The 24,390-nt window shown below is 68.0% G+C and carries 22 protein-coding genes; 15 read left to right on the plus strand and 7 right to left on the minus strand.

Annotated features, from left to right (window positions below):
- Nucleotides 1-365 precede the first annotated feature (365 nt).
- Entirely contained in the window at nt 366-2,996 is a 2,631-nt protein-coding gene (locus tag AAIL68_RS07305; RefSeq protein ID WP_347139030.1) for an Rne/Rng family ribonuclease, read from the plus strand.
- 95 nt (nt 2,997-3,091) lie between these two features.
- The gene (locus AAIL68_RS07310) at nt 3,092-3,835 is read left to right on the plus strand and encodes a cytochrome c biogenesis protein CcdA (protein ID WP_347139031.1); all 744 of its coding nucleotides are present in this window, start codon (nt 3,092-3,094) and stop codon (nt 3,833-3,835) included.
- On the opposite strand, the gene chrA is transcribed toward AAIL68_RS07310, so the two are convergent.
- Nucleotides 3,832-4,998 carry a chromate efflux transporter gene (gene chrA / locus AAIL68_RS07315; protein ID WP_347139032.1) on the minus strand — a complete coding sequence of 389 codons (1,167 nt, stop codon included), beginning with the start codon at nt 4,996-4,998 and terminating at the stop codon, nt 3,832-3,834. The genes AAIL68_RS07310 and chrA overlap by 4 nt on opposite strands.
- A 133-nt stretch (nt 4,999-5,131) precedes the next feature.
- Between chrA and ftsW the strand changes: the two genes are divergently transcribed.
- The 13 genes from ftsW to recN all read left to right on the plus strand — a co-directional run bounded on the left by ftsW (nt 5,132) and on the right by recN (nt 19,430).
- On the plus strand, nt 5,132-6,295 hold the full coding sequence (gene ftsW, locus AAIL68_RS07320) for a putative lipid II flippase FtsW (RefSeq protein WP_347139034.1): 1,164 nt from the start codon (nt 5,132-5,134) through the stop codon (nt 6,293-6,295).
- Nucleotides 6,295-7,395 carry a UDP-N-acetylglucosamine--N-acetylmuramyl-(pentapeptide) pyrophosphoryl-undecaprenol N-acetylglucosamine transferase gene (locus AAIL68_RS07325; RefSeq protein ID WP_347139036.1) on the plus strand — a complete coding sequence of 367 codons (1,101 nt, stop codon included), beginning with the start codon at nt 6,295-6,297 and terminating at the stop codon, nt 7,393-7,395. The genes ftsW and AAIL68_RS07325 overlap by 1 nt, the downstream gene beginning before the upstream one ends.
- Nucleotides 7,392-8,819: a UDP-N-acetylmuramate--L-alanine ligase gene (gene murC, locus AAIL68_RS07330; RefSeq protein ID WP_347139037.1), complete on the plus strand. Its 1,428-nt coding sequence runs from the start codon at nt 7,392-7,394 to the stop codon at nt 8,817-8,819. The genes AAIL68_RS07325 and murC overlap by 4 nt, the downstream gene beginning before the upstream one ends.
- Nucleotides 8,816-9,061, plus strand: a complete 246-nt coding sequence (locus AAIL68_RS07335) for a DUF2484 family protein (RefSeq protein ID WP_347139038.1) — start codon at nt 8,816-8,818, stop codon at nt 9,059-9,061. The genes murC and AAIL68_RS07335 overlap by 4 nt, the downstream gene beginning before the upstream one ends.
- A complete protein-coding gene (locus tag AAIL68_RS07340) occupies nt 9,058-9,432 on the plus strand; it encodes a hypothetical protein (RefSeq protein WP_347139039.1) in 375 nt (124 codons plus the stop codon). The genes AAIL68_RS07335 and AAIL68_RS07340 overlap by 4 nt, the downstream gene beginning before the upstream one ends.
- A 46-nt stretch (nt 9,433-9,478) precedes the next feature.
- On the plus strand, nt 9,479-10,420 hold the full coding sequence (murB, locus tag AAIL68_RS07345; protein WP_347139040.1) for a UDP-N-acetylmuramate dehydrogenase: 942 nt from the start codon (nt 9,479-9,481) through the stop codon (nt 10,418-10,420).
- A 195-nt stretch (nt 10,421-10,615) separates the two neighbouring features.
- Entirely contained in the window at nt 10,616-11,506 is an 891-nt protein-coding gene (locus AAIL68_RS07350; RefSeq protein ID WP_347139041.1) for a D-alanine--D-alanine ligase, read from the plus strand.
- Nucleotides 11,494-12,441 carry a cell division protein FtsQ/DivIB gene (locus AAIL68_RS07355; RefSeq protein WP_347139042.1) on the plus strand — a complete coding sequence of 316 codons (948 nt, stop codon included), beginning with the start codon at nt 11,494-11,496 and terminating at the stop codon, nt 12,439-12,441. The genes AAIL68_RS07350 and AAIL68_RS07355 overlap by 13 nt, the downstream gene beginning before the upstream one ends.
- A 3-nt stretch (nt 12,442-12,444) precedes the next feature.
- Nucleotides 12,445-13,794, plus strand: a complete 1,350-nt coding sequence (ftsA, locus tag AAIL68_RS07360; RefSeq protein WP_347139044.1) for a cell division protein FtsA — start codon at nt 12,445-12,447, stop codon at nt 13,792-13,794.
- Between the two features lie 221 nt (nt 13,795-14,015).
- Nucleotides 14,016-15,596: a cell division protein FtsZ gene (ftsZ, locus tag AAIL68_RS07365; protein ID WP_347139045.1), complete on the plus strand. Its 1,581-nt coding sequence runs from the start codon at nt 14,016-14,018 to the stop codon at nt 15,594-15,596.
- Between the two features lie 219 nt (nt 15,597-15,815).
- On the plus strand, nt 15,816-16,745 hold the full coding sequence (gene lpxC / locus AAIL68_RS07370; protein WP_347139046.1) for a UDP-3-O-acyl-N-acetylglucosamine deacetylase: 930 nt from the start codon (nt 15,816-15,818) through the stop codon (nt 16,743-16,745).
- A 152-nt stretch (nt 16,746-16,897) separates the two neighbouring features.
- Nucleotides 16,898-17,749 carry an outer membrane protein assembly factor BamD gene (locus AAIL68_RS07375; protein ID WP_347139047.1) on the plus strand — a complete coding sequence of 284 codons (852 nt, stop codon included), beginning with the start codon at nt 16,898-16,900 and terminating at the stop codon, nt 17,747-17,749.
- A gap of 34 nt (nt 17,750-17,783) precedes the next feature.
- Nucleotides 17,784-19,430: a DNA repair protein RecN gene (gene recN, locus AAIL68_RS07380; RefSeq protein WP_347139048.1), complete on the plus strand. Its 1,647-nt coding sequence runs from the start codon at nt 17,784-17,786 to the stop codon at nt 19,428-19,430.
- Between the two features lie 3 nt (nt 19,431-19,433).
- On the opposite strand, the gene cysA is transcribed toward recN, so the two are convergent.
- From cysA to AAIL68_RS07410, 6 genes are all read right to left on the minus strand, one after another.
- On the minus strand, nt 19,434-20,153 hold the full coding sequence (gene cysA, locus AAIL68_RS07385) for a sulfate ABC transporter ATP-binding protein (protein WP_347139049.1): 720 nt from the start codon (nt 20,151-20,153) through the stop codon (nt 19,434-19,436).
- A gap of 10 nt (nt 20,154-20,163) precedes the next feature.
- Nucleotides 20,164-21,027 carry a sulfate ABC transporter permease subunit CysW gene (cysW, locus tag AAIL68_RS07390; protein ID WP_347139050.1) on the minus strand — a complete coding sequence of 288 codons (864 nt, stop codon included), beginning with the start codon at nt 21,025-21,027 and terminating at the stop codon, nt 20,164-20,166.
- Nucleotides 21,020-21,859: a sulfate ABC transporter permease subunit CysT gene (gene cysT, locus AAIL68_RS07395; protein WP_347139051.1), complete on the minus strand. Its 840-nt coding sequence runs from the start codon at nt 21,857-21,859 to the stop codon at nt 21,020-21,022. Before cysT ends, cysW begins: the two co-directional genes overlap by 8 nt.
- Nucleotides 21,860-21,861: 2 nt before the next feature.
- Entirely contained in the window at nt 21,862-22,863 is a 1,002-nt protein-coding gene (locus tag AAIL68_RS07400) for a sulfate ABC transporter substrate-binding protein (RefSeq protein WP_347139053.1), read from the minus strand.
- A gap of 21 nt (nt 22,864-22,884) precedes the next feature.
- A complete protein-coding gene (locus AAIL68_RS07405; RefSeq protein ID WP_347139055.1) occupies nt 22,885-23,103 on the minus strand; it encodes a hypothetical protein in 219 nt (72 codons plus the stop codon).
- A 153-nt stretch (nt 23,104-23,256) separates the two neighbouring features.
- The gene (locus tag AAIL68_RS07410) at nt 23,257-24,387 is read right to left on the minus strand and encodes an aminotransferase class V-fold PLP-dependent enzyme (RefSeq protein ID WP_347139056.1); all 1,131 of its coding nucleotides are present in this window, start codon (nt 24,385-24,387) and stop codon (nt 23,257-23,259) included.
- Between the last annotated feature and the right edge of the window lie 3 nt (nt 24,388-24,390).

A 24,390-nucleotide genomic window follows, 5' to 3' on the forward strand; every position in this document is an offset into this window, starting at 1 on the left:
ACCATGCGTCATTCGGTCTGCAATCGCGGGTTGTGGGGCGCAAACAGTTTCGCAGCGCGGCACCTCTGGCACCGGATCAACGGACGGCGGCATGTGTCACGCGGAAAACCCGCCCATGCTGCGCATTGCCGCGCGACCGGGCGATATCAGACAGCGGCGCGATGGGCTTTTGCCTTCGCGTCAACCGTAAGGAACAGACGCGATGACGCGCGCATGGGACGGTCAGGATCGGGACGGGGGGGCTGCACGCCTTTCCCGCCCCATCGCCGTCGCCGCTGCCGCGCCCGTGTCCCCATCACATCGCGGCCTGCATCCAGGGGTGCCATTGGCACCGCCGGGCGCGCGCCTGCGCGAAAGATTTGAACATGGCAAAGAAAATGCTGATCGACGCCACCCATGCCGAGGAAACTCGGGTGGTCGTGGTGGACGGAACCAAGGTCGAAGAATTTGATTTCGAGACCGTAAACAAGCGCCAGATTTCCGGCAACATCTACCTTGCCAAGGTCACGCGGGTCGAACCGTCCTTGCAGGCGGCCTTCGTGGATTACGGCGGAAACCGCCACGGTTTCCTGGCCTTTGCGGAAATCCACCCGGATTACTACCAGATCCCCGCCGCCGACCGCGAGGCGCTGATCGCCGAGGAACGCGCCTATGCCGAGGCGCAGGAGGCCGAAGACGCCGCCCGCGCCAAGCGCCGCCATGCCCGTGCCGAGCGAACCGGGACGGGCGACGAGACCGTCAGCGCCGAGGTCGAGGCTTCGGAAGGCGAGGAGGTCGAGGCCGGGGCGACCGAAGGCGAGGACGCCGACGCCGCGTCCAGCGACAGCGCGGAAACGGCCGAGGATGCCGGGCATCCGGGCGACGAGGATGCGGCTGACAGCGCGACCGATGCCTCTGCCAAGGACGAGGAGATCGAATCGGTCGCCGACGAGGACGTGGCCGAGGAAATCCACGTCCCGAAAAAGCCGCGCCCGCGCCGCTACAAGATCCAGGAAGTCATCAAGGTCCGGCAGATCATGCTGGTCCAGGTCGTCAAGGAGGAACGCGGCAACAAGGGCGCCGCGCTGACCACCTATCTGTCGCTGCCGGGCCGGTACTGCGTGTTGATGCCCAACACCGCGCGCGGCGGCGGCATCAGCCGCAAGATCACCAACATCGCCGACCGCAAGAAGCTCAAGGACATCGCGTCCGAACTGGACGTGCCGAAGGGCGCGGGCCTGATCATCCGCACGGCGGGCAGCCAGCGGACCCGGTCCGAGATCCGGCGCGATTACGAATACCTGCTGCGCCTGTGGGAACAGATCCGCGACCTGACCTTCAAGTCCATCGCCCCCGCCCCGATCTATGAGGAAGGGGATCTCATCAAGCGGACCATCCGCGACCTGTACAGCAAGGACATCGACGAGGTTCTGGTCGAGGGCGAGCGCGGCTATCGCGTCGCCAAGGACTTCATGAAGATGATCATGCCCGACCACAGCCGGGCCGTGCAGCAATACACCGACGCCATGCCGCTGTTCGCGCGCTATCAGGTGGAAAGCTATCTGGGCGGCATGTTCAACCCGGTCGTGCAGCTGAAATCCGGCGGCTATATCGTCATCGGCGTGACCGAGGCGCTTGTGGCCATCGACGTGAACTCGGGCCGGGCCACCAAGGAAGGCTCGATCGAGGAAACGGCGCTGAAGACCAACCTGGAGGCGGCTGACGAGGTCGCGCGCCAGTTGCGCCTGCGCGACCTTGCGGGCCTGATCGTCATCGACTTCATCGACATGGAGGAGCGGCGCAACAACGCCGCGGTCGAGAAGCGCCTGAAGGACAAGCTGAAATCGGACCGCGCGCGGATCCAGGTGGGCCGCATCTCGGGCTTCGGTCTGATGGAGATGTCGCGCCAGCGCCTGCGTCCGGGGATGCTGGAATCGACCACGCAGCCCTGCGCGCATTGCCATGGCACGGGCCTGATCCGCAGCGACGACAGCCTGGCGCTGACCATCCTGCGCGCCATCGAGGAAGAAGGCACCCGCAAGCGGTCGCGCGAGGTTCTGGTCCGCGCGCCTGTCGCGGTGATCAACTTCCTGATCAACCACAAGCGCGAGCATATCGCCGGGATCGAGGCGCGCTATGGCCTTTCCGTCCGGCTGGAGGCCGATCCGTCGCTGATCTCGCCCGACTTCGCCATCGAGAAGTTCAAGACGGCCACCCGCAACGTCCCCGAGGTCGCGGCCCCCGTCCTGTCGGTCGATGCCGACCTGATGGCCCAGATCGACGACGAGGAAGAGGATCTGCCCGAGGAGATCGAGGCGGAAGCCGACGAGGCCGAGGACAATGCCGAGGCCGCTTCGGCTGACGAGGAGAATGGCGAGGGTCGCGGGCGCCGCCGCCGTCGCCGCCGCCGCCGGAAGAACGGCGACCGGGCCGAGGGCGAATCGGCTGATAGCGGTGACGAGTCCGAGGAGACAGCCGAGGACGCCGCCGAGGCCGAGACGGACAGTGAGACTGCGGGCGAAGCCGAGGCAGCCGAGGGTAATGGCAACGGCCGCCGCCGCCGGTCCCGGTCGCGCAACCGCCGCCGCAATGGCGACCTGCCGCCCGCCGAAGGCCTGCCCGAGGTCGTGGACCTGCGGGAAGCCCCGGACGAGGCTGCGGAATCGCTGCCCGGTCTGAACGCCCGCCCCGAACCGGCCCCGGTCGAGGAGGAAGGCGAGATCGTTCCGCTGTCCGAGATCGCATCCGAACCCCAGGCGGCCGAACCCGAGCCGCAGGCCGAGGATTTCGTGCCCGCCGATCTGGTCGCCGTGCAGGTCGAGGAAACGGCCGTCGCCGCACCCGAGCCGGAGGTCGCCCAGGCCGAGACGCCGCAGGACCAGCCTGCCGAACCCGCTGCGCCCGAGGCCGAGCCTGCGCCGGTGGAAACCCCTGCCGAACGCGAGCCCGAGATGGCCGAGGCCGAAACCGAGGCCGAGCGGCCCAAGCGCCGCGGCTGGTGGTCCGGCAACCGCTGACGATGCAAGGGGCGCGGGTCACACCGCGCCCCTTTCGCAAGGACGTGACGCAATGACCCATGGCCTGCGCTGCGGCAATCGCTAAGCTGCGCGCCATGTTGGGAATCGAACTTGCCACCGCCGCCTTCCTGCCCGCCGCCCTTGTGGCGCTGCTGGCGGGCATCCTGTCCTTCCTGTCGCCCTGCGTGCTGCCCATCGTGCCGCCCTATCTGGCCTATATGACGGGCGTGGGCGTGAACGGACTCAAGGCGCGCGAACGCAGCGCCGTGCTGCCCGCGCTGTTCTTCGTGCTGGGCCTGTCCACGGTGTTCCTGATCATGGGCTTCGCGGCATCGGCATTCGGCCGGGCCTTCCTGCAATATCAGGATGTTCTGGCCAAGATCGCAGGCGTCGTCGTGGTCGTCATGGGCCTGCATTTCCTGCGCGTGATCCGCATTCCCTTCCTGGACCACGAGGCGCGGATCGACACCGGCGAGCAGGGCGGCGGCGCGCTTGGCGCCTATCTGCTGGGGCTGGCCTTCGCCTTCGGCTGGACCCCCTGCATCGGCCCGCAGCTGGGCATGATCCTGTCGCTGGCCGCCACCGGGGGAGAGATGTCGCGCGGCACCGCGCTGCTGGCGGTCTATGCGCTGGGGCTGGGGATCCCCTTCCTGCTGGCCGCGATCTTCATCAACCGCGCCATCGGGCTGATGAACCGCATCAAGCCCTGGCTGCATGTGATCGAGCGCGCGATGGGCCTGCTGCTGCTGGTCGTCGGGGCGATGCTGCTGACGGGCGCCTTCTCGGCCTTTTCCTACTGGCTGCTGGAAACCTTCCCCGGCCTGGCGATGCTGGGCTAGACCAGCACCAGGGCCATTCCGGCAGCGGCGCCGGCAAGCACCACCTGCCAGGCGGGCCGCTGCCACGCGGCCAGCATCACGAACAGCACCCCTGCCACGGCGAAATCGGCATTGCCCCGGATGCCGCCGGTAAAGACCGGATCGTACAGCGCCTGCGCCAGGATCCCCACCACGGCGGCATTGGCCCCCGCCATCCCGTGCCGCGCCCATTGCTTGCGGGACAGCGTGGCCCAGAAGGGCAGGCCGCCCGCCATCAGCAGGAAGCCCGGCAGGAAGATCATCGCCAGCCCGATCAACGCGCCGGGCAGGCCCGCCGCCACCTGGCCCAGCCAACCGGCAAAGGTGAACAGCGGCCCCGGCATGGCCTGCGCCGCGCCATAGCCCGCAAGGACGCTGGCTTCGGGGACGATGCCCTTCGTGCCTGCAGCCAGCAGCGGCAGGACCACATGGCCGCCGCCGAAGACCAGGGCACCGGCGCGATAGAACAGGTCGGCCAGCCGCCATCCCGGCCCCGCATCGGCAAGCAACGGCAATCCCGCCAGCAGGACCGCGAAGACGGCAAGGCAGGCCACGCCCGCCGCCCGCGACGGACCCCGCAGCGCCTGCCCGCCCGCGCCCGGCTGCCCGACCCGCAGCACCAGCCCCGCCAGCCCGCCCGCTGCGATCACCGCGACCTGCGCCACTGCCGACAGCGGCAGCAGCGACAGCGCCAGCAGCGCGGACAGGGCGATCCCCGCCCGTGGGCCATCGGGCGCAAGGCTGCGCGCCATGCCCAGCACCGCATGGGCGACAACGGCGACCGCCGTGATCTTCAGGCCCGCGACCAATCCTCCGACAAACCCCGTTTCAGGCGGCACGGTCCCGGCCATGGCCGCAAGCAGCACCATCGCCACCGCCGAGGGCAGCGTGAAGCAGGTCATCGCCACCAGGGCGCCCGCCAGCCCGCCGCGCTGCCAGCCCAGCGCAAAGCCCGCCTGCGACGACGCCGGTCCCGGCAGGAACTGCGCAACCGCCACGATCCCCGCAAATCCGGCGTCGTCGATCCATTTCCGCCGCAGGACCAGTTCGTCCCGGAAATAGCCCAGATGCGCGATCGGCCCGCCGAAGCTGGTCAGGCCCAGCTTCGTGAAGGCCGCGGCAATGTCGATCAGGTTCCCTTGCATCCGGTGGTCCTTGCCTGCCTGGGGTGTTTCCCGCACCCGCAATCCCCAGTAGCGCAACGCCGATTTTCGCGCTATGCTGTCCGGCAGACCCGGAGAACCGGGCAATATCAGAGGCAGTGACGGCGGTATCCCCATGACCGAGATGGTCTTTGGCACGACGCCCGTGCGGGCGGGCGACCCGATTCTTCCACGCTGGTGGCGCACCCTGGACAAATGGTCGCTGGCCTGCGTGCTGGGGCTGTTTGCCGTCGGCATCCTTCTGGGACTGGCGGCGTCGGTCCCGCTGGCCGAAAAGAACGACCTGCCGCGCTTCTACTATGTCCAGCGGCAGGGGGTCTTCGGCGCCATGGCCCTGGTCATCATGCTGGTGATCTCGATGATGTCGCCGCGCCAGATCCGGCGCATCGGCGTGATGGGCTTTGCCGCGGCCTTCGTGCTGATCCTGCTGCTGCCCCTGATCGGCGAGGATCATGGCAAGGGCGCCACCCGCTGGCTGTCCATCGCCGGAATCTCGATGCAGCCGTCCGAGTTCCTGAAGCCGGGCTTTGTCGCCATCTGCGCCTGGTTCATGGCTGCCGCGCAGTCCATCGGCGGCCCGCCGGGCAAGACCTATTCCTTCATTACCGCGGTCGTGGTGGTCATGCTGCTGGCCTTGCAGCCTGACTTTGGCCAGGCATCGCTGGTGCTGTTTTCCTGGCTGGTGATGTATTTCATCGCGGGCGCGCCGATGGTTCTTCTGCTCAGCGTGATGGCGATCGCGGCGGCGGGCGGGTTCTTCGCCTATGGCGCCTCCGAACACTTCGCCCGCCGGATCAACGGGTTCCTGAACCCGGAAATCGACCCCCGCACCCAGATCGGCTATGCCACCAAGGCCATCCAGGACGGCGGCTTCTTCGGCGTGGGCGTGGGCGAAGGCAGCGTGAAATGGTCGCTGCCCGACGCGCATACCGACTTCATCATCGCCGTCGCGGCCGAGGAATACGGCACCGTCATGGTGCTGCTGGTGATCGCGCTCTATTGCACCATCGTCGTGCGGTCCTTGCTGCGGCTGCTGCGGGAACGCGATCCCTTTGCGCGGATTGCCGGGGCGGGGCTTGCCTGCGCCTTCGGCGTGCAGGCGCTGATCAACATGGGCGTGGCCGTGCGCCTGCTGCCCGCCAAGGGGATGACGCTGCCCTTCGTCAGCTATGGCGGATCGTCGGTCATCGCATCGGGCATCGCCGCCGGGATGCTGCTGGCCCTGACCCGGACCCGGCCCCAGGGCGAACTGGCCGAGATCCTGCGGCGGGGACGCTGATGCCCCGCGACACCAGAACCGCTCCGCTTGCCCTGATCGCCGCCGGGGGAACCGGCGGCCACATGTTTCCGGCCCAGGCGCTTGCGGAACTGCTGCTGGCCGAGGGCTGGCGCGTGAAGCTCTCCACCGACGACCGGGGCGCGCGCTATGCGGGCGGCTTTCCCGATGCGGTCGAACGCAGCATCGTGCGCTCCGCCACCACGGCGCGCGGCGGGATCCTGGGCAAGCTGACCGCGCCCATGAAGATCGGCGCGGGCGTGCTGTCCGCGCGGGCGGCGTTCCGGCGCGACCGGCCCGGCGTGGTGATCGGCTTTGGCGGCTATCCGACCATTCCGGCGCTGTCCGCCGCCGTGACCCTGGGCCTGCCTCGGATGATCCATGAACAGAACGGCGTGATGGGCCGCGTGAACCGCCTGTTCGCGGGCCGCGTGCAGCGCATCGCCTGCGGCACCTGGCCCACCGACCTGCCGGGGGGCGCCACCGGCATCCATACCGGCAACCCCGTTCGCCAGGCCGTGCTGGACCATGCCGCCGCACCCTATGCCCCGCCGGGCGACGGGGTGCTGCACCTGCTGGTGATCGGCGGCAGCCAGGGCGCGCGGGTGCTGTCCGACGTGGTTCCCGCCGCCATCGCCGCGCTGCCGGGCGACATGCGTGCGCGCCTGCGCGTCAGCCACCAGGCGCGGGCCGAGGACGTGGCGCGCGTGACCGCAGCCTATGCCGATGCGGGCATCGCCGCCGATGTGCAGCCCTTCTTCACCGATGTTCCCGAACGGCTGGCGCAGGCGCAACTGGTCGTCAGCCGGTCCGGCGCATCCTCGCTGGCCGACATCACCGTGATCGGCCGGCCCGCGATCCTGATCCCCTTTGCCGCCGCCACCGGCGACCACCAGACCGCCAATGCCCAGGCCCTGGCCGAGGCGGGGGCCGCGCTGATCCATCCCGAATCGGTGCTTGACGCGCCCGGCCTGACGCGCGACATCCGCGCGATCCTGAACGACCCCGCGCGCGCCGCCCAGATGGCCGGTGCCGCGCTGTCCCTTGCCCGTCCCGATGCGGCGCGGCGCCTGTACGACCTTGTCACGGAGATTGCCCGATGAACGCCGCCACCAAACTGCCGCACGAACTGGGGCCCATCCACTTCATCGGCATCGGCGGCATCGGCATGTCGGGCATCGCCGAGGTTCTGCTGACCCTCGGCTATGACGTGCAGGGCAGCGACGCGAAGAAGTCGAAGATCACCGACCGCCTGGAAACCCTGGGCGCCCGCGTCTTCGAAGGCCAGCGCGCCGAGAATATCGGCCAGGCGGGCGTCGTGGTGATCTCCACCGCGATCAAGAAGGGCAACCCGGAACTTGAGGAAGCGCGCCGCCGCGGCCTTCCCGTGGTCCGCCGGGCCGAGATGCTGGCCGAACTGATGCGCCTGAAGTCGAACATCGCCATCGCGGGCACGCATGGCAAGACCACCACTACGACCATGGTGGCGACGCTGCTGGACGCGGGCGGGCTGGATCCGACCGTGATCAACGGCGGGGTGATCCATGCGTATGGGTCCAACGCGCGGGCGGGCGCGGGCGAATGGATGGTGGTCGAGGCGGACGAATCGGATGGCAGCTTCAACCGCCTGCCTGCCGACATCGCCATCGTCACCAATATCGACCCCGAGCATATGGAGCATTGGGGCAGCTTCGATTCGCTGCGCCAGGGGTTCCTGAACTTCGCCTCGGGGATCCCGTTCTACGGCCTTGCCGTCTGCTGCACCGATCACCCCGAGGTGCAGTCCCTGGTGGGCAAGTTGACCGACCGCCGTGTCGTGACCTTCGGCTTCAACGCCCAGGCCGATGTGCGCGCGATGAACCTGCGCTATGAAAACGGCATCGCGCAGTTCGACATCGCGTTGCAGGGCGAAGGCCCCACCGAGACCGGCGATATCGAGATGATCGAAGGGTGCAGCCTGCCCATGCCGGGCGACCACAACGTGTCCAACGCGCTTGCCGCCGTGGCCGTCGCCCGCCACCTGGGCATCAAGAAATCCGAGATCCGCGAGGCCCTGGCGAAATTCGGCGGCGTCGGCCGCCGCTTCACCCGCGTGGGTGAAATCAACGGCGTCACCATCATCGACGATTACGGCCATCACCCGGTGGAAATCGCCGCCGTCCTGAAGGCCGCGCGCCAGGCCACCAGGGGCCGCGTCATCGCCGTCCACCAGCCGCATCGCTACAGCCGCCTGTCGAATCTTTTTGAAGATTTCTGCACCTGCTTCAACGAAGCCGACGTGGTCGCCATCGCCGAAGTCTATGCTGCGGGCGAAGATCCGATCCCCGGCGCTACCCGCGACGACCTTGTGGCGGGCCTGATCGCCCATGGCCATCGCCATGCCCGTGCGATCCTGGACGAAAACGACTTGGAGCGGCTGGTGCGTGAACAGGCCCGGCCCGGCGACATGGTGGTCTGCCTGGGGGCGGGCACGATCTCGACCTGGGCCAACGGCCTGCCGGAACGGCTGCAGGGGCGCGCCGCGTGACGCATTCGGCGATCCTTGCGCTGGCGGTGGTGGCAGGCTGGCTGATCCTGGCCCGCCTTGCCCGCAGCCTGCGCCTGCGCCAAAGACACCGGGCGCTGTGGGCCCTGGTCGCCACGGGTGTTCCGATCCTGGGCTGGCTGACCTATACCTGCGGCCCCTGGGCGGGCATCGGTTTCCTGTCCCTGGGCGTGCTGGTGCTGCTGCGCCTGCCCATGCGGGTGCGGACCCGAACGGCGCCGTGATCCCCTTTTATCTGGGCATCGCCCTGGTGGTCCTGTGGTCCGTCTGGACAGGCGCCAACCGCATGGCCGCGCGATCCTTTCGCCCGCTGCTGGCGGCGCTTGCCGTGCTGCTGGCCGGGGCAGGGGCCTGCTGGCTGATCGGCGCCGAAAAGACCGGCTACGAATACGCGGGTCTGCTGGGCGCGCTGATGGCGCTGCTTCTGCTTCTGGCGGCGGGGTCGGTGGCTTTTGGCGCTGCGCTGCGCGGGCTGCACGACGCCACCCGCCGCCGGGTGGCCGCCGATCCTGCCGACCCGCTGCGTCCGGCCTGGGACATCTGGGGCCTTTGCGCGCTGTCAGCCATCGCCGTGATCGCCAGCCTGCTGGAATGACCCCGCCCGGTTGACCGCTCCGGTCCCGCTGTTTACCACATCCGCCATGATGACCGATCTTCCCCAGACCCGTGGCGCGCTGACCCCCAACCGTCCCTTGGACGCCCTGACATGGCTGCGCGTGGGCGGCCCCGCCGACTGGCTGTTCCAGCCCGCGGACGAGGATGACCTTGCCGATTTCCTGCGCGGCCTGGACCCCTCGGTTCCGGTCTTCCCCATCGGCGTCGGCAGCAACCTGATCGTGCGCGATGGCGGCATCCGGGGTGTGGTGATCCGCCTGGGCCGGGGCTTCAACGGCATCGCGGTCGAAGGGGACCGCGTGACCGCAGGCGCCGCCGCGCTGGATGCGCATGTCGCCCGCCGCGCGGCGGACGCGGGGTTGGATCTGACCTTCCTGCGCACCATCCCCGGTAGTATCGGCGGGGCGGTGCGCATGAACGCGGGCTGCTATGGCAGCTATGTCGCCGATCATCTGGTCGAGGTTCGGGCCGTGACGCGCCAAGGCGAGCGAATCGTCCTGACGCCCGATAACTTGCGCTTCGCCTATCGCCACGCCGAGCTGCCCGAAGGCTGCGTCCTGACCGAGGCGGCCTTCCGCGCCGCGCCCGCCGACCCCGATGCGCTGCACGCGAAGATGGCCGAGCAACTGGCCCGCCGGGACGAAACGCAGCCCACCAAGGAACGCAGCGCCGGGTCCACCTTCCGCAATCCGGCGGGGTTCAGCTCCACCGGACGGGCCGACGATGTCCACGACCTCAAGGCCTGGTCGCTGATCGACCGCGCGGGCCTGCGCGGGCATAGCTGGGGCGGAGCGCAGATGTCGGAAAAGCACCCGAACTTCCTGCTGAACACCGGCGGCGCCACGGCGGCCGAGCTTGAGGCGCTTGGCGAACTGGTCCGCCGCCGCGTGCTGGAGGACAGCGGCCACGAGTTGCAATGGGAAGTGATCCGCGTCGGCGACCCCCTGCCGCAACCGCAAGATGATTGACGATTCGCCCAACAATCTTTGGTCGATGGCAAAAATTACCCTTTTGTGATTTCTGTGCATCAGCTATCCTTTCGCCATAAGCGCAGACCGGGATGAACCCGGCCGCGCGGGGACAGAAAATCCCGGACCAACCGGGGCGAAAGGCGAAACGTGGCGGGCAGGTCGAGCAGGACAGCCCATACCGTAGCCGTTCTGATGGGTGGCCCCTCGGCCGAGCGAGAGGTGTCGCTGTCATCGGGGCGTGAATGCGCGAATGCGCTGCGGGTGGCGGGCTATGAGGTGATCGAGGTCGAACTGGGGTCTGAGCGCGGCGGCGATCTGGTCGCGCGCCTGGCGGGCCTTCGCTGCGATGTCGTCTTCAACGCACTGCATGGCCGCTGGGGCGAGGATGGCTGCGTCCAGGGCATCCTGGAATGGCTGGGCCTGCCCTATACCCATTCGGGCGTGCTGGCCTCGGCCTTGGCGATGGACAAGACGCGGGCCAAGGACGCGCTGCGCGTGGCTGGCCTGCCGGTCGTTGAAAGCGTCATCGCCTGCGCGGACGAGGTGCGCGCCCGCCATGTCCTGCCGCCGCCCTATGTGGTCAAGCCGAATGACGAAGGCTCGTCCGTGGGGGTCTATATCGTCCATGACGGCGCCAACGAGCCGCCGCAACTGGCCGACACGATGCCCGCCCGCGTGATGGTCGAAACCTATGCGCCGGGGCGCGAACTGACCACGGCGGTGATGGGCGACCGCCCCCTTGGCGTGACCGAGATCGTGACCGAGGGCTGGTACGACTATGCCGCCAAATACTCGGTCGGCGGATCGCGCCACATCATCCCCGCCGAGATCCCGGCGGACATCACCGCAGCCTGCCTGGATTACGCCGTCCGCGCGCATCGGGCGCTTGGCTGCCGGGGCCTGTCGCGGACCGATTTCCGCTGGGACGACACGCGGGGCCTGGACGGGCTGATCCTGCTGGAAGTGAACACCCAGCCCGGCATGACGCCCACATCGCTTGCGCCGGAACAGGCCGCCCATGCCGGGATCGACTTTCCCGCCCTGATGCGCTGGATGGTGGAGGATGCGCTGTGCCGGACGTGATCGACCACCGCCCGAACCGCCAGCCCCAACCCGACCGCATCAAGCGCGACCCCGCGCCGTCGCGCCTGCAATACCGGCTGGAACGCATGTGGCTGCGGCCCATCTGGCGCCGCACGGTGCGGATCGGCGTGCCCGTTGCCCTGGTCGCCATGATCGGCGGGCTGTGGCTTGCGGATCAGGACCGCCGCGCGCTGCTGACCGATGGCGTCCAGCAGATCATGGACAAGGTCCAGAGCCGCGAGGAATTCCTGGTCAAGACCATGGTGGTCGAGGGCGCCACCCCCGTGGTGGACGAGGCATTGCGCAAGATGCTGCCGGTCGATCTGCCCGCCTCCAGCTTCGACATCGACCTGACGGCGCTGCGCCTGCAGGTGATGCAGCTTGACGTGATCGAGTCGGTGGACCTGCGCATCAAGCCGGGCGGCATCCTGTCCGCCGTGGTCAAGGAACGCGAACCGGCAGTCCTTTGGCGCCATGCGCGGGGGATCGAGATCCTGGACAAGACCGGCCACCGCGTCGCCTCGGTCACGTCGCGCGACGTGCGCGCCGACTTGCCCTTGATCGCGGGCGAGGGTGCGGATCTTGCCGTGCCCGAGGCGCTGTCGCTGATCGACGCGGCCGGGCCGATCCTGCCCCGCGTGCGCGGGCTGGTGCGCAAGGGCGAGCGCCGCTGGGATCTGGTGCTGGATCACGGGCAGAAGATCATGCTGCCCGCCGAGGGCGCGACCATCGCGCTGCAGGCTGCGATCGCGCTGGACCGGGCGCAGGACATGCTGGGCCGCGACATCACGGCGGTCGATCTGCGCAACCCGTCCCAGCCCGTGCTGCGGCTGGGGGTCGATGCGCGCAACACCATCCGCGAGGCGCGGGGGCAGGCGCTTCTGGGGCCGGACGGCAAGGTCGTGCCGGTGGACGACAAGAAGAAGGGGGGCTGACATATGGCGGAACTTTATCAAACGCAGCGGGCGATGCGGAACATCCGCCGGGCCGCCCTGCAGCGCGGCGTGATCGGCATCCTGGACATCGGCACCTCGAAGATCGCCTGCCTGGTGCTGCGCTTCGACGGCACCGGCACCTTCCGCGAAACCGATGGCGTCGGCCCGATGGCGGGGCAGGTCAACTTCAAGGTGATCGGCGCGGCTTCGACCCGCTCGCGCGGGATGCGCTGGGGCGAGATCGACGTGATGGCCGAAACCGAACGCGCCATCCGCACGGTGGTCGCCGCCGCGCAAAAGGTCGCGGGCGTGCGCCTGGACCACGTCATCGCCTGCCTGTCGGGCGGGCGCCCGGCGTCTTACGGCCTGGCGGGGGAAATCACGCTGGAGGCGGGCCGCGTCCACGAACATGACGTGGCCCGCGTGCTGGCTGCCTGCGATTCCCCCGATTTCGGCCGGGGACGGGAGGTTCTGCACGCCCAGCCGGTCAATTTCGCCGTGGACAACCGCAGCGGGTTGGGCGACCCGCGCGACCATGTGGGAAACCGGCTGGCCTGCGACATGCATGTGCTGACCGTCGATGGCGACGTGATCGGCAACCTGATCCAGTGCATCCGCCGCTGCGACCTGGAACTGGCGGGCATCGCCTCGGCCTCCTATGCCTCGGCCCGCGCGGCCCTGGTCGAGGATGAGCAGGAACTGGGTTCGGCCTGCATCGACTTTGGCGGCGGCGGCACGGGCGTGTCGATTTTTGTCAAGAAACACATGATCTTCGCCGACAATGTTAAGATCGGCGGCCAACTGGTCACGCAGGACATCGCCCAAGGCTTGCGGGTGCCGCTGCCGGTGGCCGAACGGCTGAAGACCCTGAACGGCGGGGTCGAGGCCACGGGCCGGGACGACCGCGACATGCTGGACTTGGGCGGTGAGGCCTCGGGCTGGGACGGGTCGGGCTGGGACACGGGCCGCCGTTCGGTCAGCCGCGCCGACCTGATCGGCATCATGCGCCCGCGGGTCGAGGAAATTCTGGAAGGCGTGCGCGAAGTCCTTGATGCGGCAGGATTTGATTCCATGCCCAGCCAGCAGATCGTGCTGACCGGCGGCGGCAGCCAGATCCCCGGCCTGGACGGCTTGGCCGCGCGCATCCTGGGGCCGAACATCCGCTGCGGGCGGCCGCTGCGCATCGACGGGCTGGCCCACCAGTTCACCGATCCCAGCTTTTCCAGCGCTGTCGGGCTGGCCTTGTTCGCCGCCCATCCGCAGGACGAATGGTGGGATTTCGAGATGCCGGCGGACAGCTATCCGACCCGCAGCCTGCGCCGTGCCTATCGCTGGTTCAGGAACAACTGGTAAGCCCTTGACCGCAAATGTGGTGCGATCGCAACATCCCACCACATTCTGCGCCATTGGCAAGATACCGCCGAAAACACCTGCGGATACTGCCAGATTTTGCGGTTTTTGCGAGTTTTTCGGGTGACGCAAGACCCTCTGCCCGCTAGGATCGACGCTGATGACGAGGGATTCGACGGGCGGCAGGTCATGACCCGTTCGACATAGCAAAAACAGGCGGAACCATGAACCTCAATCTGATGATGAACGACGAGGACGAACTGAAGCCCCGGATCACCGTCTTCGGTGTCGGCGGCGCGGGCGGAAACGCGGTCAACAACATGATCGAGAAGAAGCTCGACGGGGTCGAGTTCGTGGTGGCCAACACCGACGCGCAGGCCCTGGCCGGATCGCGCGCCAGCAGCCGCATCCAGATGGGCCCGAAAGTGACCGAGGGCCTGGGCGCGGGCGCCAAGCCCATCATCGGCGCCAAGGCCGCCGAGGAAACGATCGAGGACATCGTCGATCACCTGATGGGCGCGCATATGTGCTTCATCACCGCCGGCATGGGCGGCGGCACCGGCACCGGCGCCGCCCCGATCATCGCCCAGGCCGCGCGCGAGATGGGGATCCTGACCGTCGGCGTTGTGACCAAGCCCTTCCAGTTCGAGGGCACCAAGCGGATGCGCCAGGCCGAGGAGGGTGTCGAGGCCCTGCAGAAGGTCGTGGACACGCTCATCATCATCCCCAACCAGAACCTGTTCCGCCTGGCCAACGAAAAGACCACCTTCACCGAAGCCTTCGCCCTGGCCGACGACGTGCTGTACCAGGGCGTCAAGGGCGTGACCGACCTGATGGTGCGTCCGGGTCTCATCAACCTTGACTTCGCCGACGTGCGCGCGGTCATGGACGAGATGGGCAAGGCCATGATGGGCACGGGCGAGGCTTCGGGCGACAACCGCGCCCAGGAAGCCGCCGAACGCGCCATCGCCAACCCGCTGCTGGACGAGATCAGCCTGAACGGCGCCAAGGGCGTGCTGATCAACATCACCGGCGGCTATGACATGACCCTGTTCGAACTGGACGAGGCCGCCAACGTCATCCGCGACAAGGTGGACAGCGACGCCAACATCATCGTGGGTTCCACCCTGGACCCGGAGATGGACGGTTCGATCCGCGTGTCGGTCGTGGCGACCGGCATCGACGCCAGCGCCGCCGCGGCCGAGGTTCCGGCCCCGCGCCGCAGCATGGCCGAACCGCTGACGCAGAATCCCTCTGTCGCGCAGAAGGCCGAGGTCGCGCCGCAGCAGGACGAACTGCCGCAGCGCCGCGTCGCCCCGCCGCTGGCCGAAACCCGCCCTGCCGCCCCCGCCGCGCGGGTCGAGGATGACATGCCCGCCCCCGCCTATCAGCGCAGAGAACCCGCACAGCCCGCGATGCTGAACGTCAAGGAGGACGCGGGCTTCATCGCGCCGCGCGCGCCCCAGGGCGCCACGCCGCGCGGCCAGGCCTCGCCCGAGACGCTGGAGCGTCTGCGCCGCGCCGTGGAAAACAAGGGCGAGCGTCAGCAGCCCGCGCCGCAGCCTGCGGAACCCGTCCGCACCCCCAGCCGCATGGCTGGCCTGGGCCGGATGCTGGAACGCATGGCGGGCCATGCCGACACGTCCGTGCCGAAGCCGCCTGCCTCCTCGATCGCCGAACGGGTGAACGAACGCGTGGCCGTTCGGGCGCGCCAGCAGGAAGCGGACTTCGACGATCTGGCCAGCCCCGACGCCGCCGGTGACAATGTCGAAATTCCGGCCTTCCTGCGCCGTCAGGCGAACTGAGCCGGTCACAAATTTGAATGCGAAGGGCCGCGGTGACGCGGCCCTTTTTGCTTGCCTTGGCACGCTGTCTTGAAGGCCGTTCAGGATGGTCGCGCGGCACCCCCCTCGAATGTTTCACACCGTTACAAATCGTTAATTGAAGGAACGGCACCAAGGGCCTAGGTCACTCGTTACCCTCTCGGACGATCCCGGTCGGGCGTGATTTCAAGGCAGGTGGCCATGCAGGCGACAGTGAAAAAGATGGTGACGTTTCAGGGCGTGGGGCTGCATTCCGGTGCCCCGGCGCGGCTTGCGATCCATCCCGCGCCTGCTGGTCACGGCATCGTCTTCCGCCGCAGCGACCTGTCCCCGGCGGTCGATATTCCCGCCCGCTGGGATCACGTGACCCCGTCCAAGCTGTGCACCCTGATGGATGACGGCAAGGGCACGACGCTGTCCACCGTCGAGCATGTGATGGCGGCGCTTGCGGGAACGGGGATCCACAACGCCCTGGTCGTCGTCGATGGCCCCGAGGTTCCGATTCTCGACGGTTCCGCCGCGCCCTTCGTGCGCGCCATTCTGCGCGCCGGAATCGCGATGCAGGCGGCGCCCCTGCGGGCCATCCGCGTGTTGCGCCCCGTCGAGGTGCGCGAGGGCGAGGCCTTTGCCCGCCTGACCCCCGCCGACCACCTGGAAATCGACTTCCATATCGAATTCGCCGACGCTGCCATCGGCCGCCAGGAAAAGCGCCTGGACATGGCCAATGGCGCCTTCCTGCGGGAACTGGCCGACAGCCGCACCTTCTGCCGCCAGGCCGATGTGGACGCCATGCGCAGGAATGGGCTGGCCTTGGGCGGCACCTATCTGAACGCGGTCGTCGTGGATGGCGCGCGGGTGTTGTCGCCGGGCGGGTTGCGCCATGCCGACGAAGCCGTGCGCCACAAGATGCTGGACGCCATGGGCGATCTGGCCCTGGCGGGCGCGCCGCTGCTGGCGCGCTATACCGGGCACCGCGCGGGCCATGCGATGACGAACCGCCTGCTGCGCGCGCTTTTCGCCGATCCTTCGGCCTGGGCCTGGGAAACCTGTTCCCCGGCGCTTCAGGATCGCCTGCCCGGCGCGGGCGTCGCCGCCTATGATCTAGCGGCAACCGCCTGGGCGGCCGCGTAAGCGGCCTTCCGCAACGTCAAGGCCCGTCCCGAAAACGGACGCCGAATTCAACGGATTGCCATTTTGCGCCCCCTGATGTTCTGTGCTAGAGGGTCCGGGCAGCGCGGCCCGGACGGGGCGGCTGCAAGGAAGAAGTCTTAGGCAGGGTGAAGATGGCGCGCTCGAAATTCTCGGCTTCCCTGATGGCGGCGGTTCTGGCGGGTCTGGTGCTGACGGGCTGCGGGGGGCGCGGCTCGGGGGATGCCGACAAGAAGAACCTGGACCGCTTCACGGCCGAGGAAATCTACAAGCGCGGCGAGTTCGAGCTGGAAAACAGCCGCAAGCCCGAGGATGCGGTTTTCTATTTCAGCGAAGTCGAGCGGCTTTATCCCTATTCCGAATGGGCCAAGCGCGCGCTGATCATGCAGGCCTATTCCAACCACCGCGCCCAGAACTATGAGGAAGCGCGGGGTGCCGCGCAGCGCTTCATCGACACCTATCCGGGCGATGAGGATGCGGCCTATGCGCAATACCTGCTGGCCTTGTCCTATTACGACCAGATCGACGAGGTGGGCCGTGACCAGGGCCTGACCTTCCAGGCGCTGCAATCGCTGCGCACGGTGATCGAGCAATATCCCGACAGCGAATATGCCCGCAGCGCGATCCTGAAGTTCGACCTGGCCTTCGACCACCTGGCCGCCAAGGAAATGGAGATCGGGCGCTATTACCTCAAGCGCGGGCATTACGCGGCCTCGATCAACCGCTTCCGCGTCGTGGTCGAGGAATTCCAGACCACCGGCCAGACGCCCGAGGCGCTGCTGCGCCTGGTCGAGGCCTATCTGGCGCTTGGCCTGACGGACGAGGCGCAGACGGCGGGGGCGATCCTGGGCCACAACTTCCAGTCCTCGCCCTTCTACCAGGACGCCTATCGCCAGTTGCGCGGTCGCGGCCTGTCGCCCGAGGCGCGTGGCGACAGCTGGCTGAACAACGTGTATCGCCAGATGATCCGGGGACAGTGGCTTTGAGTTAGGGTGACGTTCACCCTGCGAGGATAACCCGATGCTGCGTTCGCTGGACATCCGCAACATGCTGCTGATCGACCGGCTGGGGCTGGCCTTCGGTCCCGGCCTGAACGTGCTGACCGGCGAAACCGGCGCAGGCAAGTCGATCCTGCTGGATTGCCTGGGCTTCGTCCTGGGCTGGCGCGGCCGGGCCGATCTGGTGCGCCAAGGCGCGAGCCAAGGCGAGGTGACGGCGGTTTTCGACCTGCCCGCCGGTCATCCCGCCCGCGCCGTTCTGGCGGATGCCGGGATCGAGCTTGAGGACGACGAGTTGATCCTGCGCCGCGTGAATGCGGGCGACGGGCGCAAGACCGGCTATGTCAACGACCGCCGAGTGTCTGGCGAGGTTTTGCGGCAGTTGTCGGAAACCCTGATCGAACTGCACGGCCAGCATGACGACCGGGGGCTGCTGAACCCGCGCGGCCACAGGGCGCTGCTGGATGCCTTTGGCGCCATCGACCTGGGGCCGGTGCGCGAGGCCTGGGCCGCCCGCCGTACGGCCCGCCGTGATCTGGATCAAGCCGAGGCCCGCCTGACCGCCGCGCGCGCCGAGGAGGATTTCCTGCGCCACGCCGTCGCCGAACTGGACGATCTGATGCCGGAAGCGGGCGAGGAAGCGACGCTGGATACCCGACGCCGCGCCATGCAGGGCGCCATCCGCATCCGCGAGGATGTCGCCCGCGCCTTGAAGATGCTGGGCGGCGAAGGGGCCGAGGGCGCGATGCTGGACGCGACCCGCTGGCTGGAGGGGGCATCCGACCGGGCCGAGGGGCGGCTGGACGAACCGCTGGCCGCGCTGTCCCGCGCACTTGTCGAATTGGGCGAGGCGCATCGCGGGGTCGAGGACGCCCTGAGGGCGCTTGACGTGGATCCCTCCCAGCTTGAGGCGACCGAGGAGCGGCTGTTCGCCCTGCGCGCGCTTGCCCGCAAGCACAACGTGCTGGCGGACGATCTGGCGGGGCTGGCGGACGAATTGCGCGGCCGCCTGGGCCAGATCGACGCGGGCGAGGCGCAGATCGCCGCCTTGCGCAGGCAGGTCGAGGATGCCGAGGCCCGTTACGATGCCGAAGCCGACGAGGTAACGCGGGCGCGCACCGAGGCCGCAGCCGCCTTGGACCGCGCGGTGACGGCGGAACTCGCGCCCCTGCGGATGGAGCGCGCGGTGTTCCAGACCCTTGTGACGCCCGGTGAGCCCGGCCCGGATGGCCGTGACGACGTGGCCTTCACCGTCGCCACCAACCCCGGTGCGCCTGCGGGCGCCCTGGACAAGATCGCCTCGGGCGGAGAGTTGTCGCGCTTCCTGCTGGCGCTGAAGGTCTGTCTTGCGCGCGGCAACGATGCGCTTGTGCTGATCTTCGACGAGATCGACCGGGGCGTGGGCGGCGCGACGGCGGATGCAGTCGGTCGGCGGCTGAAGAAGTTGTCCGATGATGCGCAGGTTCTGGTGGTGACGCACTCCCCGCAGGTCGCGGCGCTTGGCGCCAACCACTTCCGCGTGTCGAAGTCGGTCCATGACGACATGACGACCTCGACCGTGGCGGCACTGTCCGCGCCCGAACGGGTCGAGGAGATCGCCCGGATGCTGTCGGGCGACCGGATCACCGATGCCGCGACGGGCGCGGCACGGGCGCTGTTGCAGGGCTGAGGCTCAGGCGCTGATGAAGTCGCGCACGAATTCGGTCGCGGGCTTGGCGCGGATGTCCTGCGGCTTGCCGATCTGTTCGATGCGGCCCATCGACATGACCACCACCAGATCGGCCAGTTCCATCGCCTCGTCCTGATCATGGGTCACGAAGACCGTGGTCAGGCCGGTTTCGTCATGGATGTCGCGCAGGCCTTGGCGCAACTCCTTGCGGACCTTGGCGTCAAGCGCGCCGAAGGGCTCGTCCAGAAGCAGCATTCGCGGCTCGATGGCAAGTGCGCGCGCCAGGGCCACGCGCTGACGCTGGCCGCCGGACAGTTGCGTGGGATAGCGCCCGGCGATTTCCGGCAACTGGATCAGGTCCAGCAGCTTGGTCACGCGGCGGGTGATCTCGGCCTTCGGGGGGCGCTGACTGCGCGGGCGGGCGCGCAAGCCATAGGCGATGTTGTCGAAGACCGTCATGTGCCGGAACAGGGCATAGCTTTGGAACACGAACCCGGCACGGCGTTCCTGGACCGTCATGCCCGTCGCGTCCTGGCCGTTGAACAGCACGCGCCCCGAGGTCGGGAATTCCAGACCCCCCAAGATGCGCAGCAGCGTGGTCTTGCCTGAACCCGACGGCCCCAGCAGCGCGACAAGCGCCCCCGACGGGATGTTCAGCGACACGGGTTGCAGGGCGGTGGTGGCGCCGAAGGTCTTGGCGATTTCGTCGATGTCGATATGCAAGGCAGCCTCCTCAGTGGCGGCGGATGGCGGCAAGCTGGTCGGCGTGACGCAGCTCCAGCAGGGTTTTCAGAAGCAGCGTGACAAGCGCCAGCGCGGTCAGCAGCGCGGCCATGCTGAAGGCCGCGACGGAGAGATACTCGTTGTAGAGCATCTCGATCGTGATCGGCATGGTGGCGGTCTGGCCCCGGATCTTGCCCGACACGACCGCCACCGCACCGAATTCCCCCATGGCCCGCGCGGTGCAAAGCAGTGTGCCATACAGCAGTGCCCAGCGGATATTGGGCAGCGTCACCGTGCGGAAGGTGCGCCAGCCGGACGCGCCAAGGGTCAGGGCGGCCTCTTCCTCGGCCCGGCCCTGTTCGATCATCACGGGGATCAGTTCGCGCGCGACAAAGGGGAAGGTCACGAAGATGGTGGCCAGCACGATGCCGGGAATGGCGAAGACGATGGGCCAGCCATGCGCGACCATCCAGCCGCCGATGGCGGAATTGGCGCCGAACAGCAGGACGATGCACAGGCCCGCGACGACCGGGCTGACGGAAAAGGGCAGGTCGATCAGCGTGATGAGAAACGCCTTGCCGCGAAAGTCGAACTTGGTGATGAACCAGGCGGCGGCGATGCCGAAGGCGGCGTTTGCGGGCACAGCGATGGCGGTGATCAGCAGCGTCAGATGAATCGCGGAACGGGCGTCGCGGTTGCCCAGTGATTCGACGGCCGCCAGCCAGCCGTCCTTCAGCGCCTCGGCAAAGACCACCGCCAGGGGGGCGAAGACCAGGATCGCCAGCCCTGCGACGGCGATGGCGATCAGGGCGATGCGCAGCAGCGGCGCTTCCTCGGTCGCCGCGCGGAAGGTGGGCAGGGAGGTGTCAGACATGGCCCATCTTCCTTCGGCTGACGATCTGGATCAGGTTGATCGCCAGCAGCATGGCAAACGAAATCACCAGCATGGCGATGCCGATGGCGGCTGCGGCGTCATAGTTGAATTCCTCAAGCTGGATCACGATCAGCAGGGGGGCGATTTCCGTGCGCAGCGGGATGTTGCCCGCGATGAAGATGACCGATCCGTATTCGCCGACTGCCCGCGCCAGGGCCAGGGCAAAGCCCGTCAGCGCGGCGGGCATCAGCATCGGCAGGATGACATGGCGCAGCGTATAGAGGCGGGACGCGCCCAGGGTGGCGGACGCTTCCTCGACCTCCTGCTCGATCTCCTCGATCACCGGCTGGACGGTGCGGGTGGCGAAGGGCAGGCCCACGAAGACCAGGGCGATGAAGATGCCCCATTGCGTATAGGCGATCTTCCAGCCGACCGACTGGGCGAGGCTGCCGAAGGCGCCGTTCGGCGCATAAAGCGCGGTCAGCGCGATCCCCGCCACGGCGGTCGGCAGGGCAAAGGGCAGGTCCACGGCGGCGTCCAGCAGCCGCTTGCCCGGAAAGCGATAGCGGACCAGCACCCAGGCCAGCAGCACGCCGAAGACCAGGTTGAACGTCGCGGCCAGCAGCGCCAGCTTGAAGGACAGGAACAGCGATGCCGTCACGCGTTCGCGGCTGACCACGTCCCAGATGTTCGACAGGCCGAAATTGGCGCCCTTCATCAGAAGGGCGCCGATCGGCAACAGGACGACGATGGAGAGCATAGCGATGGTGATGCCCGCCGAGAGGCCAAGGCCGGGCATCGCCGTCTTGTGGAACAGGGGTCGCGCGGTCATGGTCACTTGGCCGTGTAGATCTGGTCGAAGATGCCGCCGTCGCCGAAATGTTCGGGCTGCACCTTCTTCCAGCCGCCGAAATCCTCGATGCTGACCAGATCAAGCTTGGGGAAGCGGGCCACGTCCTCGGGGGCGGCGGCACTGGTGTCCCAGGCGCGGTAATAGTGCTTGAAGGCAAGCGCTTGGCCTTCGGGGGAATAGAGGAAATCCAGATAGGCATTGGCCAGTTCGCGCTGCCCGTCGCTGGCGATATTGCCATCGACAATGGCGACCGGCGGTTCGGCCAGGACGCTGACCGAGGGCACGACGATGTCGAACTGATCCTCTCCGATCTCCTCAAGCGCCAGATAGGCCTCGTTCTCCCAGGCCAGCAGCACGTCGCTGATGCCGCGCTGGGCAAAGGTCGTGGTCGCGCCGCGCGCGCCGGTGTCCAGGACGGGGACGTGCTTGAACAACTCGCCCACGAAGGCCTGCGGATCCTGGCCGTTCTTTTCCGCCCAGGCCCAGGCCGCCAGGTAATTCCACCGCGCCCCGCCCGAGGTCTTGGGGTTCGGCGTGATGACCTCGACGCCCTCCTTGACCAGATCGCCCCAGTCGTTGATGCCCTTGGGATTGCCCTCGCGCACCAGGAACACGATGGTGGACGTATAGGGGCTGGAGTTGTGCGGCAGCTTCGACTGCCAGTCGGCGGGCAGCTTGCCGGCTTCGGCGATCTTGTCGATGTCGGACGCCAGCGCCAGCGTCACCACCTGCGCGGCAAGCCCGTCGATCACCGCGCGGGCCTGCGCGCCGGACCCGCCATGGCTGGCCTCGATGGTCGGCGCCTCGTGGCCGTCGGCCGCCCATTTTTCGGCGAAGGCCGCGTTCACGTCGCGGTAAAGTTCCCGCGTCGGATCATAGCTGACATTCAGCAGCGTTTCGGCGGAGGCAGGCACCGCGACCGCCAGGGCCAGCACGATGGCGGACAGCGGGGCGCCGATGCGGCTGGTATGCGACTTGAACATGAAACCGTCTCCTGAAGGCGTTTATTGGTGTGTGCGGGTGGCCAGCGGTTCGATCCGCGCCTCCCATAGGACAGGATCGCGGCCTTCCAGCAGGGATGCCGCCGCCGCCTCGGGTTCCCGGCTCAGCGCCAGAAGGGGGGCGCCATTGACGCGGTGGACCTGCCCGGTGCGCCGGTCGATCAGGCGCACCGAATATAGGGGGCGCGGGGTTGCATTGATCTGTTGACCCTGGATCGTCATCGCGGTCGCTCCTCTGACTCGCTATAACGCAAATAACGACAGGGAAAGTCGTGTTTATCAAGAGAAGAGATGCGCTGAAATTCAGCGCCGCAAGAGAAATTAATTCTACGAAACTGGGCGCGGGCTAAGGTGCCCGCGCCCCTGTCTGTGTCCTTATGCCGGGATCACCTTGTCCAGAACGGTCCGCAGCCGCGTCACCGTGCCGTCCACATCCTTCAGCTTGTCCAGCCCGAACAGCCCCAGCCGGAAGGTCGAGAAGGCGTCCCCTTCGTTCACCGCAAGCGGCACCCCCGCCGCGATCTGCATCCCTTCCGCCGCGAACTTCTTGCCGTTCCTGATGTCGGGATCGTCGGTATAGCTGACGACCACCCCCGGCGCGGCGAATCCCTTTGCCGCGACCGACCGCACCCCGCGTTCGGCCAGCATGTCCCGCACGGCATTGCCAAGCCGCCATTGCGCATCGCGCGCGGCGTCAAAGCCCATCGCCCGCGTTTCCTCCATCGCGTCGCGCAGGCCAAGCAGGGCGTCGGTCGGCATGGTCGCGTGATAGGCGTGGCCGCCGTCTTCATAGGCCGCCATGATCGCGCGCCATTTCTTCAGATCCAGCGCAAAGCTGTTGCTGTCGCTCGAGGCCAGCCGTTCCGCCCCGCGTTCCGACAGCATCACCAGACCCGCCGCGGGGGATGCCGACCACCCCTTCTGCGGGGCCGAGATCAGCACGTCCACGCCTGTCGCCTTCATGTCCACCCAGATCGCGCCGGATGCGATGCAGTCCAGCACCATCAGCGCGCCGACCTCATGCGCGGCGTCCGACAGCGCGCGGATATAGTCGTCGGGCAGGATCAGCCCGGCCGAGGTTTCGACATGCGGGGCAAAGACCGCATCGGGCCGGGCCTCGCGGATCTTCGCCACGACCTCCTCGACCGGCGGGGGCGCATAGGCGGGCTGCGGCTCGTTCCCGGCAGGGCGGGCCATGGCGACGGTGGTGTCGCGGGCAAAGCCGCCCATGTCGAAGATCTGGCTCCAGCGATAGCTGAACCAGCCATTGCGGACGATCAGCGCGTGGCCGGTGCCGAACTGGCGGGCCACCGCTTCCATCGCATAGGTGCCGCCGCCCGGCACGATGGCGACCTGATGGGCGCCATAAACCTCGCGCAGCGCGGCGGACAATTCGCGCATCACCTGCTGGAAGCGTTTCGACATGTGGTTCAGCGAGCGGTCGGTGAAGACGACCGAGAACTCTTCGAGCCCGTCCGGGTCGATGTCGGGGTGAAGGTGGGGCATCGC

The organism is Paracoccus sp. SSK6, from assembly GCF_039770665.1.
GTDB lineage: Bacteria > Pseudomonadota > Alphaproteobacteria > Rhodobacterales > Rhodobacteraceae > Paracoccus.

Bases quoted from the DNA above. Each gene is read 5' to 3' on its own strand.
- AAIL68_RS07305 (WP_347139030.1), top strand. From the start codon at position 366: ATGGCAAAGAAAATGCTGATCGACGCCACCCATGCCGAGGAAACTCGG.
- AAIL68_RS07310 (WP_347139031.1), top strand. From the start codon at position 3,092: ATGTTGGGAATCGAACTTGCCACCGCCGCCTTCCTGCCCGCCGCCCTT.
- chrA (WP_347139032.1), bottom strand. From the start codon at position 4,998: ATGCAAGGGAACCTGATCGACATTGCCGCGGCCTTCACGAAGCTGGGC.
- ftsW (WP_347139034.1), top strand. From the start codon at position 5,132: ATGACCGAGATGGTCTTTGGCACGACGCCCGTGCGGGCGGGCGACCCG.
- AAIL68_RS07325 (WP_347139036.1), top strand. From the start codon at position 6,295: ATGCCCCGCGACACCAGAACCGCTCCGCTTGCCCTGATCGCCGCCGGG.
- murC (WP_347139037.1), top strand. From the start codon at position 7,392: ATGAACGCCGCCACCAAACTGCCGCACGAACTGGGGCCCATCCACTTC.
- murB (WP_347139040.1), top strand. From the start codon at position 9,479: ATGATGACCGATCTTCCCCAGACCCGTGGCGCGCTGACCCCCAACCGT.
- AAIL68_RS07350 (WP_347139041.1), top strand. From the start codon at position 10,616: ATGGGTGGCCCCTCGGCCGAGCGAGAGGTGTCGCTGTCATCGGGGCGT.
- ftsA (WP_347139044.1), top strand. From the start codon at position 12,445: ATGGCGGAACTTTATCAAACGCAGCGGGCGATGCGGAACATCCGCCGG.
- ftsZ (WP_347139045.1), top strand. From the start codon at position 14,016: ATGAACCTCAATCTGATGATGAACGACGAGGACGAACTGAAGCCCCGG.
- lpxC (WP_347139046.1), top strand. From the start codon at position 15,816: ATGCAGGCGACAGTGAAAAAGATGGTGACGTTTCAGGGCGTGGGGCTG.
- AAIL68_RS07375 (WP_347139047.1), top strand. From the start codon at position 16,898: ATGGCGCGCTCGAAATTCTCGGCTTCCCTGATGGCGGCGGTTCTGGCG.
- recN (WP_347139048.1), top strand. From the start codon at position 17,784: ATGCTGCGTTCGCTGGACATCCGCAACATGCTGCTGATCGACCGGCTG.
- cysW (WP_347139050.1), bottom strand. From the start codon at position 21,027: ATGTCTGACACCTCCCTGCCCACCTTCCGCGCGGCGACCGAGGAAGCG.
- cysT (WP_347139051.1), bottom strand. From the start codon at position 21,859: ATGACCGCGCGACCCCTGTTCCACAAGACGGCGATGCCCGGCCTTGGC.
- AAIL68_RS07400 (WP_347139053.1), bottom strand. From the start codon at position 22,863: ATGTTCAAGTCGCATACCAGCCGCATCGGCGCCCCGCTGTCCGCCATC.
- AAIL68_RS07405 (WP_347139055.1), bottom strand. From the start codon at position 23,103: ATGACGATCCAGGGTCAACAGATCAATGCAACCCCGCGCCCCCTATAT.
- AAIL68_RS07410 (WP_347139056.1), bottom strand. From the start codon at position 24,387: ATGCCCCACCTTCACCCCGACATCGACCCGGACGGGCTCGAAGAGTTC.